The following is an 11,548-nucleotide window of genomic DNA, read 5'->3' as shown; positions in this document are numbered from 1 at the left end:
ACCGTATACCCCGGCGTGAAGTCACCGAACCCACCACCCGCATTCCCGAGCGAGGTGTAGAAACCGATCGAACCATCCGCGTGGTAGTAGGTCATCACCGCATCGGACCGGCCGTCACCGTTCAGATCGTGCTGTACTCCCGGGCGGACCGTGTCCCGTATCCACTGGGCGAGGTCGTCGGTGCGGGTGGTGATGGCGCCGGTGCGGGTCTCGGTCGTCGGAGTTCCGAGGCAGCCGCCTTGCCAGGAGCGGGAGTTGATGCCGACAAGCTCGCCCGCGGCGTTCAGGAGCGGGCCGCCGGTGTCGCCCTTGCAGAGCACGTCCGTGCCCTTGCCGGTGATGGCGTACGTCGTGGCGGCGGTGGTGCCGAGCGTGAACGTGCCGGTGTGGAGCTTGTCCGGCACCCACTCGGTCTTCGTACGGCCGAACCCGGCCGCGGTCAGCTCGGCACCGGTCGCCGGGGCGGCTGCGGCCGGTGTCGCCGGTTTGATGGTCGTGACGGCGGTGGCCAGCCGGACCAGGGCGGCGTCGCGGTCGTCACGCGGGGCGATCTCGGTGATCTCGACGGTCTTGCCGTCGCTGAGCGTCGCGGTGGCCTTCAGGGCCGGCTTGCCCGCTGGAACCGGCGTACCGGGCGTGCTCGCGAAACAGCTCGCGGCGGTGGCGATCCACGACTGGTCGACCAGGGTACCGGTGCAGGCACGGGAGTTGGCCTCGTCGCCGATGTTCAGCTTCACCACGGACGGGAGCTGCCCGGCGCCGGCCTCGGGGCCGGCCACCGCCAGAGCGGGGGCCGAGGTGATCAGGCCCGCCGAGACCGCGATGGCGGTGACGAGCAGGCCGGAGATCCGCGCAGGGCGCGGACGGGAAAGGGACATGGAGGTTCCTTCGGGTTGCACTGCGCGGCCGCAGGCGGCCCCCCGCGGCGCCAGAAGCGCCGTGGGGGGCCGTCCTGGTTGTCAGAGGGTGCCGGCGAGGGAGATGGAGCCGAGCGTTCCGGTGACGCCCCGGGCGGCGACCGGTGTGGTCGGGCCCCAGGTGCGGTCGGTGTGGCGGACCGTGTGCACGATCCGGTTGTCGGTGGTGGTGACGGCGACCTGGAGCTCTCCGTCCACGGTGCCCGCGGCGACGGACTTGGCCGTCACGGCGCCGAGGTAGTCCCTCAGATCGCCGAACGGCGCCCACGTGCCGTTGGCGTAGCGGATGGAGTGGTACTGCTTCGTACCGCTGTCGGTCGCGATGACGATGTGCGCGTCGCCTGCCGCACCGGCCATGGCAACGGAGCTGATGGGGCCGGTGACACCGGCGACACCCGCCACGTCGCCCCAGCCGGTCCAGTGGCCGGTGGTGGCGCGGACGGTGTGGAAGGCCTTGCCGCCGCTGACGGCGACGAGCTGCAGCTGACCCCCGGCGCTTGCGGTGGCGACCGACGTGACGGCGCCGATGGGTCCGACCGCGCCGGCCACGTCACCGAACGGGGTCCAGGTCCCGTTCGCACCGCTGCGCACGGTGTGGAACACCCGGCCGCCCGCGACGGCCACGACGTGGAGGTCGGTGCCGATGGAGACGGTGGAGACCTGGGTGATGTTGCTCAGGCCGCCGGCCTCGGCGTTGATGTCGCCGAAGACGCCCCACGTGCCGTCCGCCTTGCGACTGGTGTGCCACAGACGTCCGTTGCCGCCGAGCGCGACCACGTGAGTGTCACCGTTGATCCCGGCGACGGCGGCGGTGCGCACGCCCCCGATGTCCCCGGACTTGGCCTGGACATCGGTGAAGCCGGTCCAGGAGCCGTCGGCCAGCCGGATGCCCTGGTACAGCGTCGAGCCGGCCTGGACGAGGGACTCTGCCTTCCAGCCAGGGGTCAGGGCCCGAACGCCCTGCACCCAGTCGGCAAGGTCGTCGATGCGCGTGGTGATGGCGCCGGTGCGGGTCTCGGCCGCGGGAGCTCCGAGGCAGCCGCCTTGCCAGGAGCGGGAGTTGATACCGACAAGCTCGCCCGCGGCGTTCAGGAGCGGGCCGCCGGTGTCGCCCTTGCAGAGCACGTCCGTGCCCTTGCCGGTGATGGCGTACGTCGTGGCGGCGGTGGTGCCGAGCGTGAACGTGCCGGTGTGGAGCTTGTCCGGCACCCACTCGGTCTTCGTACGGCCGAACCCGGCGGCGGTCAGCTCGGCACCGGTCGCCGGGGCGGCTGCGGCACGCTTGATGCCCGCGATGCCGGCGGCCGGGGTAGCGAGGCGGGCCAGGACCAGGTCGCGGTCGGTGCGGGGCACCAGGTCGACGACCTCGACCGCCTTGCCGTCGTTGAGGGTGGCGGTGCTCTTCAGCGCGGGCTTACCGGCCGGGACCGTCGTACCCGGGGTGGACGCGAAGCAGCTGGCGGCAGTCGCGAGCCACGTCTGGTCGACCAGAATTCCGGTGCAGGCACGGGAGTTCGCCTCGTCGCCGATGTTCAGCCTCACCACGGACGCGAGCTGTCCGGCGGCGGCCTCGGGGCCGGTGACCGCGAGGGCGGGGGCCGAGGTGATCAGGCCTGCCGAGACCGCGATGGCGGAGACGAGCGCGCTGCTGATCAACACGGTGCGCGGACGGGAAAAGGACATGCGTGTTCCTTCGGTTGAGCAGGTGCGTGGGACATTGGCCGAGGCTCTGCCGCGATTGCTTCTCCGACCTGGTGAACGGCCGCGCGTGCGCACTGCCGGATTCCACGGTCGCGAAAACGGCGGGTCCGGAGTGATGAAATCAGAAATGCGATCTCGGCAAGGCGTCGCCGCCGGGTGCGATGCGGCTGCTACTTGGCGGTCCGGATTTCCATGAGCATGAAGTCGCGACCCTGTTCGTCGGCGCTCTCGCCGACGGGGGTCCAGGCGTTCTTGTTCACGTCGTACTTCTTCTGCTCGGTGCCCGTGGTCATGTCGACCTGGGCCGAGTAGCTGTTGCCCTTGACCGCGAAGACCGCGGGGATCTCCAGCGTCAGGTAGCCGGTGGTGCCGGTGACGCGAAAGCAGATCTTGTCGTTCGCACGGGACCAGACCTCCAGCAGGTCGGTCGCGCTCCCGCAGTCGGCGAGCACGATGTGCCCGTCGCCCCGCTTCAGGGTGATGCCCCGCTCCGCGAGGATCTTGTCGGCGTTCGGGTAACCGAAGTCCTCGATGGCGTAACCCGGGCCCTCGTCCGCGATGGACTTCATCGCGGCACCGTCCGCGGCCGCCCCGCCCGCCGCCCCGCCGGCGATGGCGAACCACGCCAGGGCGCCCGCGCCCAGGGCGGCGCCAACAGTCCGGAGCATCGTCTTTCGTGCCTTCATCGCTGTCCTAGTGGTCGGTTCGGGAGAACCCGAAGCAATGGGTAGTGGTGGAGACGAAGACCGCCGTACGGCGCAGGGAAAATGAACGCCCATGAGTGTTCATCCCCCCGCGGAAGCCCCTCACTCCCGGAATGAGCGTAACTGCCGAATCGGCGGGCAGTAACCCCCAGGAAAGGGTGGGGGCTGCGGCTGCGGCAGCGAGAAGAGCACCGCCGCGAGCCCTCCGTATGTAAGCACTCGACTCGAATTCCCGTCCAATGACACCGAAGTGACGTGCGCCACATCGGGGATGGTGCGAGGTTCCGGAATTCGAAGCTCCGAAGATGTCCTTCCGGAATATCGGAATGCCGGGCTCCAGGGGCCGGAATGCACTGTTCCGGAATATTGGATTCCAGATTCGGTCAGCATTCGGATTCCATAAGTGATTGCACGGAAAAGGGTGTTCAATGCAGTGCTTTCCGCGTAGGGTCACGGCAGGGCATCCACCCAAGGGGGAACCGTGCTTGAGGCCGATCGAGACCCGGCTCGGCGGCTCGGGACTCCGTCCCGGCACGTGGGCGCAGCCATCGGGCAGGTCGGAATACCGGAACACGCGAGCCGTCCGGCGAGCGCCGCCGGAACGTCACCCGGCTCCGCCGCCGCACCAGTCTGTGCCCGGCTCCCTGCCACGACAGCACTTCCTGACGCGTTCTTTCCGCAGCCCGTCGATCTTTGACACGGTCCTGATGACCTGCACGAACACGGCTGAGCCCGTCACCCGACGCACGTCAGAAGACCGTCAAGGACCCGTTGAGAATCTTGTCCGCCCGTCCCGGATGCGCTGGGATGAGGTCATGAACAGCGGTCCGCGCTACGACGATCGGCCACCTCATCGGGTGCAGCCGACAGCGCCCGCTGTCCGCCCGGCCGTCTGACACCGGCCGCGCGTCATCCGCGTACGTGCTGTCGTCCCCCGGGGACGACCCAGGCTTCGTACGCGTCTTTCACCATCACCCGCATGAGCCGAGCCCATACCCGCCATTCGCCGGGCTGCCGGGCCCGTCAGTCATGCCCGCTTCCAGGATCCAGGAATCCGACATGTCTTCAACAACCCTGTCCGGACGTACTGTCCTCGTCACCGGCGCCACCGCCGGCATCGGCTACGAGACTGCCCGCCAGCTCACCGAACTCGGCGCCACCGTCCTCCTCCACGGTCGCGCCGCCGAGGAAGCCCAGGCCGCCGCCGACCGGCTGATCGCCTCCGCCGGCGTCGACAGCGCCCTCCTGCGTCCGGTCGCGGCCGACTTCACCCGCCTGGAGGAGGTCGAGAACCTCGCCCACGCCGTCGTACGCGACCACCCGCTACTGCACGCACTCGTCAACAACGCGGCCATCGCGGCACCCGAGCGCCACACGCTCACCGCCGACGGCAACGAGATCTCCTTCCAGGTCAACTTCCTCGCCCACTACCTCCTCACCAACCTCCTCGAGCCCGCCCTCACCAGCGACCCCGGCGGGCGTGTCGTCAACGTCTCCTCCGCACTCCACCGCACCGGCGCCATCCAGTGGAACGACCCGCAGCGCGTGCGGCGCTACTCCCGCCTCGCCGCGTACGCCCAGTCCCAGCTCGCCCTGACCGTCTTCGCCTCCGACCCCCGCGTCACCGCCGTCTCCGTCAACCCCGGCGTGTGCGAGACCGGCCTCCTCCCGCTGTACGGCCACGAGGGCGCCCCCGCCGCCGAGGGCGCCCAGTACGTCGTACGGCTCTGCGACCCGGCCACGGAGATCGTCAACGGCGCCTACTACGACCGCTCCGAGCGCGTCTCCCCCGCCCCCGCCGCCACCGAGGACCGCACCATCAAGCGCCTCAACAAGCTCGCCGACCTCCTCGTCGGCCACACCGCCTGAAGGGATCCACGCACATGTCCAAGCGCGCACGCAAGAAGAAGGCCCGCCGCAAGAAGGGCTCCAACCACGGCAGCAAGCCCAACTGCTGACCGACGACCCACACCGCGGGGCGGCCCTCCGAACAGGGCCGCCCCGTACACCTCGTGGCCGGAGAACACCCCCGCCCGGGTGGCCGGCCTCGTGCAAGGGGACACGCCGAGCGGCCGGCGCTGCGCCGGCCTCCGCGTTCACGGCTCGAACCGGTACCCCAGGCCGGAGACCGTGATCAGATGACGCGGGTGCGCCGGGTCCGCTTCCAGCTTCCGCCGCAGGTGGGCCATGTACACCCGCAGGCAGCTGTTCCGGGAGCCGTGGGAGAAGCCCCACACCTCCTGGAGCAGACGCCGCTGGCTGACGAGCCGCCCCTTGTCGCGGATCAGGAGTCCCAGCACGCGCCATTCCGTCGGCGTGAGCCTGATGCTCTTTCCTCCGCGCCGTGGCTTCTTCGCGAGCAGGTCGATGGTGAACTCCTCGGTCTCCACCACCGCTTCGTCAACAGCGACCGACCCCGTCGCCGTTCCCCGGCGGGCGACGGCTGCCAGCCTCGCCAGCAGTTCGGGCATGCCGAAGGGCTTGGTGAGGTAGTCGTCGGCGCCCGCGTCCAGGGCCTGGATCTTCTCCTCGGAGCCGTGGCGGGCGGAGACGACCAGGATGGGCACCTGCGACCAGACCCGCAGGCTCTTGATCACACCGATCCCGTCCATGTCCGGCAGCGTTGACAACGTCCATATGCTGAGGGCCACGACCTTTACGACCCCCGTACGCGGGCCCCGGACCAGTGCCGGACCGAACCCGTAAGGATCTCGTCGGTACGGCGTCAACACCCCGTCAGGGTGCTCGGCCGGCGACCCGGCCGGTCCTAATCTCGCTCCCATGGGAAGACCTACCACTGACCCCTCGACCGGCGGTCGAGACGGGCACACGGTGCCTCCCGGGCCGCTCGCACGGGACACGCACTGGGCCCGGGAGAGGCGTTCGGCGATCGGCGTCGCGCTTCTGCTCTTCACCGCCCTCATCGGGATGGACGCCGCCGGCGGCCGGCTCGACCCGACCCGGGCCGCCCTCTGGACCGGCCTGGCGTTCCTCGTCTTCGTGATCCTGCTGCCCCTCCGGGTCTCCACGCGGCCCGGTCTGCTGAGCGCCCGCGGCCTGCTCGTGCAGCACACCGTCCGCACCGACTCCCTGGTCTCGGTCCGCTGGAACAACGGGGTGGCACAGCGGATGGTCCTCAAGGACACGGAGGGGAACCGGGTCGAGATCGACCCTGCCGTCCTGATGCGCAACCCCGAGATGTGGCGGCGCGTGGACACGGACTCCCGGACCTCCATCCGGCGCGGCACCCTGCTGTGCGGTGCGACCGCGCTGCGCGAACTGGGCGAGCGCATCGACCGGCAGACGGCTCAGTCGGTGTTCAAGGTCTCCGGGCTGGAGTGACCGGCGCGACGCGGTGCCCGATCAGGCCCCGTGTCGCGACGGACGTACAGCGGCAGCCGGGCGAGTGTCCGTCCGTCGCCCACCAGGGGAAGCAGGACGAGATCGCGGGCGAAGGCCTGGCGGGTCCCGGCGATGAGGAGGCCAGCTCCCCCGCCAGGTCCGTTACCGGATCCGAGGGGTCCACGACGATGTCCATAGGGTCCCGGACAGCGCCGCGGTGATGGATCTGACCGGAGCCGCCTCCCAGTCGGTACCGATGCCGCGGGTGTGGCAGGTGAAACGGCCTGCGCAGGAGGCGAGCCGCTCCCGCTGGCGCCTCGGGACTCTCGGCCGTGGCCTTCAGGTCCATCAGGAGCATGGCCACGCGCATCGCGTCGACGTGCGCAGCCAGCAGCGGGTCGGCGAGCCTCAGCCATCGGCCGGGCCGGCGCGGCGTGCGCCTCGGTCTTGGTCGCCGGGCTCGCCCGGACCGTCCGCATCGTGTCGGGGTAGCACATCCGGGCGTAGTCCGAACCCGCCACCACCTCGAAGGAGACGTCTTCATCCAGGCCGTCGACGGCGGCGGCGACCGCCGCCTTGGCAGCGCGGAAGTCCGTATCCGGGAGCTCCTCGGGGGCCGCGCTCTCGGCCGTCACCGTCACGATCGATCCGAGCTCGGTCGCCTCCGGGTGCAGGAACTCGTCGTCGAAGGAGTCCATGGTGAAGCCGGAGGCGGGCGGCTCCGGAAGTCCCCCTGCGCTGTGGAGGGCGGCCCGCCGGTGAGGAGGGCGAACAGGACGCAGCCGAGGGCGTAGAGGTCGGCGCGACCGTCGAACCGCTGCTCCCGGCACTGCTCGGTGCCGTGGAGTCGGGGGTCGAGGCTGCCCCTCCCGGGTCAGGCCGGCGTCCGCCTTGACGTCCCGGTGGACGATGTCCGCCCGGTGGGCGTACGAGAGCGCTTCGGCGGCCTGCGCGGCCAGGTCCACCGCCTGGTGCACGGGCAGTCCGGACGGCTGTTCCGCCAGTACCGCGTCCAGGCCTCGCCGTCTCCCGGTATCGTGCCGCCGCCCCGTCCTACTGAGGCGGATCCCCTCACATACCGCCCGCGTGTGGGCTCAGGCCGCCTGCGGCTTGTGGAGTGCGGGGATGCGGGCCGGGCCGGTCGCGTAGTGGACGTACTCGCGGGTCAGGCGGAACCCCGCCGACCAGGCCAGGAGGCGGCTGGGGCGGTTGTCCCGGGAGCAGGTCCAGCTGGCGGTCCGGCCGCGGGCCTCGATGTCCTGGCAGAGGGCGCTGACGCAGGCCAGGGCGAGGTGTTGGCGGCGGTGGCCGAGGGCGGCGAGGGCCGCGACGTCCTCGTACCGGCTGCCGAGGAAGTAGGTGCAGGCCAGTGAAAGGGCACGGCCACGGTGGAAGGCGCCCCAGCAGAGTCCGGAGGACGCGAGCCGCTCGGGGCCGCCCCAGGTTCGGTGGATCCAGGCCGCCCCGGGGCCGAGGGCGACGACGGCCGGGGCGTCCCCCGGAGTCAGTCGGCGCACGGTGACGCCGTGCGCCGGACGGGCCCCGGTGGCGGCCGCACTGCGCACGTAGACCATGCGCTCCCACGGGTCGATGCGCTGGAACGCAGCCCCCAGGAAGGGCAGGAAGCGGGCCGGGGCCTCGACGTAGCTGCCCGCGAAGCGTGCGAGGGCGTCGGGGTTCAGCGCGCCCGGGTCACCGCGGAGCAGGAGGTGGTCTCCGCTGGAGACGGCGACCGCCTTCGGGGCCACGGCGCGGTCCGCCCACCAGCGGCCACCGCCCGTGGCGATGACGTGTTCGGGAAGGGCCGCCAGGCCGGGAGCGCCGCCGGGGAACCAGCGGGCGAGGGCGGAGGGGCCGGGGGAAGGGAGCTCGATCACGACGGATGCCGCCTCGTCACAAGAGGGAGGTAGGGAGGCGGGGGCGGCCCGGGGAAGCGGGCCGCCCCCGCGGGGAACCGGCACCGGCGGGTCGGCGCCGGCCGGCCGCCGCGGCCGGGGTTGGACTGTGCGCGGGCGCCGTCGGACGGCGTGGCCCACGGGGTGGTCGGCGAGCTCGTTCAGCCGCTTGACCATGCGCTCCGCGGTCGCCCCCGTAGCGGGCTCGATCCGCTCGCGGCGTTCGTGGTAGACGCCGTTGACCACCTCGAACACCGGGTCGCAGCGCCGTGCGACGTAGGCGGCGCCTTCGGCGGACGCCGCCCCTCGTATCCGTACAGCGGCCTCAGCGCGGTTTCGCAGACGCCCGGGGACACCGCCACGGCGGTGACGCCGGGGCCGGTGGTGGGCACCCTTATGACGGCGGCCGGTCGTCGTGCCGCTGGCCGAGGTGCATGTATTCCATCCAACTGGCTTGCGGATGGCGGCTCAAGACCGCTGACGACTTTCTGATGCGGTCCTGACGGACTTCGGCCGAGTTCCGGATTCCGCAAGGCCGTCGAGGATGGTCGTCAGGAGCCCGTGAAGGCGGCGTCGGGAGCCGCCGGTCCGGTCTGCGCCGTGAGGCGGAAGCGGAGGCGGCAGATGACGGCGTCGGTGTCGCGGCGCACCGCGTGGGCGACGACGGAGCCGCGCTGGTTCTGCAGCATCCGCTGCCACAGGTGCTCGGGTTCGGTCTCCGGGATGAGGACCGTGACCTGGGCGTCCGGGTGGGTCTGCGCGAGCTTGCGCACGTACGCCGATACCGGGCGGCCCAGCGAGCGGGTGTCCGAGGGGAGTTCGACGAGCTCGACCCCCGGTTTCCACAACTCCCAGTCGCGGCACAGGGCTTCGGCGGCCTGCCGGTCCTCGGGGGTGGGGTGGGTAACGGTGACGGCGAGGACTTCGTCGCCGAGGGAGCGGGCCGCGGTGAGGGCCTGGCTGGTCAGGCGGGACAGACCGGAGACCGGGACGACGACGAGCGAGCGGGCGCGGTGCGGCGGCTGCGGGACCCGCCCCAGTTCGAGGCGCTCGCCGATCTCGGCGTAGGCACGGTGGACCTTCTCGAACGCGACGACGATCAGCGGCAGGGCCACGACGATCAGCCAGGCGCCCTCGCTGAACTTGGTGGCGGTGACGATGACCGCGGAGGCACCGGTCAGAACCGCGCCGAAGCCGTTGAGGGCGGCCTTGGCCTGCCAGCCCTTGGGGCGCTCGCCGTACCAGTGCCGGACCATGCCGACCTGGCAGAGGGTGAAGCCGACGAAGACGCCGATGGCGAAGAGCGGGACGAGGGTGTTGGTGTCGCCGCCGGAGAAGACGAGCAGGAGGGCGGAGACCAGGGCCAGCCAGACCACGCCGTGGCGGTGGACCTGACGGTCGGCCTTGAGGGCGAAGACGTGGGGCAGGTGGTTGTCCCGGGCGAGCAGGCTCATCAGCACGGGCAGACCGCCGAAGGAGGTGTTCGCGGCGAGCGCGAGTAGCACCATGGTGGCGAACTGGACGACGTAGAAGGCGGCGTTGTGTCCGAAGGAGGCGTCCGCCAGCTGGGCGAGGACGGTGACGCCCTCGACGGGCTGGAGGTGGAAGCGCCCGATGAGGACCGACAGGCCGATCAGCATCACGCCCAGGAGCGCGCCGAGGGCGACCTCGGTGCGCTGGGCCCGGCGCGCGGCGGGGGCCCGGAAGGACGGCACGGCGTTGGCGACCGCCTCGACGCCGGTCAGGGCCGAACAGCCGGCGGCGAAGGCCTTCAGCAGCAAGAGCGCGCCGACCGTGCTCGCGCCCTCGCCGAGGGCCGAGGCGTGCCCGGCGGCGGACGCGGTGCTGACGGGGCCGTCGCGGAAGAGGCCGACGACGACCATCACGAGGATCGACCCGACGAAGACGGCGGTGGGCACGAGGAACGCCTTGGCCGACTCCACGACCCCGCGCAGGTTCACGGCGGTGACCAGCACCAGGACGCCCAGGCAGATCCACACCCGCTCCCCGTACAGCCCGGGGAACGCCGAGGTCAGGGCGGACACGCCGGCCGTGACGGAGACGGCGACGTTCAGGACGTAGTCCAGGATCAGCGAGGCCGCGGCGACCAGGCTCGTACGTCGGCCCAGATGGCGTTTGGCGACCGCGTACGAACCGCCTCCGTCCGGGAACGCGGCGATCACCTGCCGGTACGAGGCCACCAGTACCGCCAGCAGCGCGGCGATCGCCACCGTCACCGGCAGGGTGAAACCGAGGCCGTAGGCGCCGGCCGCGGCAAGGACCAGCACGATCGACTCCGGCCCGTACGCGACGGACGCCATCGCGTCCAGGGACAGCGCTGCCAGCCCCTGGAGGGCGGTCAGCTTGTGCCGGTCGCCCGACCCGTGCACGCCGGGATCCGGGGGCTCCTCCCGGGCCTCCCCCGGCACGGTCGCGGTCGGCTTCTCTACGTGTGCGGTCATGTCGCCGTTCCTCCGAATGAGCAAAGTCAGGACAGCGTCGATGCCGAACGGGCGGACCACCAGCGCTCTTGGCGCCTTCCATACGCCTCCGCGGCTACTTTTCACTGGTCCCATATGGGTCGGCGGGGGCGGCGTAAGAGCTACGTCAAGAGGTGTGGCCCCGTGTTGCCGTGGCTCCGCGAAGGGGCAGGCTTGATCTGGGCGGCATCCGCCCGGCCGGACCGCAGGAGGAGAAGACCTGCGGGTCGTCGGCGGCGGACACTACTACGGCCGCTACCTCCTCGGTGGGCACCCCGGCCACCCGCGGCCGCCCGAGGAGGCCCGTCTGGTGGCCGTCGCCCTGGCCGCCCAGGCAGGCGCCGCCCTGGACACCGCGGGACTGGCCCACCAGGGCTGATCGGTTGGCCGCAGAGCGCCCTCGCGTAAGAACGACGTCAAGAGTTCCGCCGAGCCCGTATGGACCCCGTCAAGGCGTCTTAACGGCGGGATGAAGACACGGTTATCTCGTCATCGGCCATCTGGCCGAT

At 71.3% G+C, this 11,548-nt stretch carries 7 protein-coding genes and 1 pseudogene; 2 read left to right on the top strand and 6 right to left on the bottom strand.

The features are described 5' to 3' along the window. The 3 genes from ACFY15_RS36520 to ACFY15_RS36510 all read right to left on the bottom strand — a co-directional run. The coding region (locus ACFY15_RS36520; RefSeq protein WP_390827039.1) for a S1 family peptidase at nt 1-878 on the bottom strand (878 nt) is incomplete at its 3' end. Between the two features lie 81 nt (nt 879-959). Next, nucleotides 960-2,600, bottom strand: a complete 1,641-nt coding sequence (locus tag ACFY15_RS36515; protein ID WP_390827038.1) for a trypsin-like serine protease — start codon at nt 2,598-2,600, stop codon at nt 960-962. Nucleotides 2,601-2,788: 188 nt separating this feature from the next. Beyond that, the gene (locus ACFY15_RS36510; protein ID WP_390827037.1) at nt 2,789-3,286 is read right to left on the bottom strand and encodes a hypothetical protein; all 498 of its coding nucleotides are present in this window, start codon (nt 3,284-3,286) and stop codon (nt 2,789-2,791) included. 1,095 nt (nt 3,287-4,381) lie between these two features. Here ACFY15_RS36510 and ACFY15_RS36505 point away from each other — a divergent pair. Continuing rightward, nucleotides 4,382-5,191 carry an SDR family NAD(P)-dependent oxidoreductase gene (locus ACFY15_RS36505; RefSeq protein WP_390827036.1) on the top strand — a complete coding sequence of 270 codons (810 nt, stop codon included), beginning with the start codon at nt 4,382-4,384 and terminating at the stop codon, nt 5,189-5,191. 227 nt (nt 5,192-5,418) lie between these two features. Here ACFY15_RS36505 and ACFY15_RS36500 read toward each other — a convergent pair. After that, nucleotides 5,419-5,943: pseudogene (locus tag ACFY15_RS36500) on the bottom strand (winged helix-turn-helix domain-containing protein); the annotation flags it as partial. Between the two features lie 160 nt (nt 5,944-6,103). Here ACFY15_RS36500 and ACFY15_RS36495 point away from each other — a divergent pair. Then, nucleotides 6,104-6,664: a hypothetical protein gene (locus ACFY15_RS36495; protein ID WP_390691680.1), complete on the top strand. Its 561-nt coding sequence runs from the start codon at nt 6,104-6,106 to the stop codon at nt 6,662-6,664. Nucleotides 6,665-7,758: 1,094 nt separating this feature from the next. Here ACFY15_RS36495 and ACFY15_RS36490 read toward each other — a convergent pair. Both ACFY15_RS36490 and ACFY15_RS36485 read right to left on the bottom strand, forming a co-directional pair. Continuing rightward, a complete protein-coding gene (locus ACFY15_RS36490; RefSeq protein ID WP_390827035.1) occupies nt 7,759-8,814 on the bottom strand; it encodes a GNAT family N-acetyltransferase in 1,056 nt (351 codons plus the stop codon). Nucleotides 8,815-9,110: 296 nt separating this feature from the next. After that, nucleotides 9,111-11,021 carry an amino acid permease gene (locus ACFY15_RS36485; protein ID WP_390827034.1) on the bottom strand — a complete coding sequence of 637 codons (1,911 nt, stop codon included), beginning with the start codon at nt 11,019-11,021 and terminating at the stop codon, nt 9,111-9,113. Nucleotides 11,022-11,548: the final 527 nt, after the last annotated feature.

This window comes from Streptomyces sp. NPDC001373, from assembly GCF_042895815.1.
GTDB lineage: Bacteria > Actinomycetota > Actinomycetes > Streptomycetales > Streptomycetaceae > Streptomyces.
This window is presented reverse-complemented; position numbering and strand designations above follow the sequence as displayed.

Coding starts and splice junctions, on each gene's coding strand:
- ACFY15_RS36515 (WP_390827038.1), bottom strand. CDS start 2,600: ATGTCCTTTTCCCGTCCGCGCACCGTGTTGATCAGCAGCGCGCTCGTC.
- ACFY15_RS36510 (WP_390827037.1), bottom strand. CDS start 3,286: ATGCTCCGGACTGTTGGCGCCGCCCTGGGCGCGGGCGCCCTGGCGTGG.
- ACFY15_RS36505 (WP_390827036.1), top strand. CDS start 4,382: ATGTCTTCAACAACCCTGTCCGGACGTACTGTCCTCGTCACCGGCGCC.
- ACFY15_RS36495 (WP_390691680.1), top strand. CDS start 6,104: ATGGGAAGACCTACCACTGACCCCTCGACCGGCGGTCGAGACGGGCAC.
- ACFY15_RS36485 (WP_390827034.1), bottom strand. CDS start 11,021: ATGACCGCACACGTAGAGAAGCCGACCGCGACCGTGCCGGGGGAGGCC.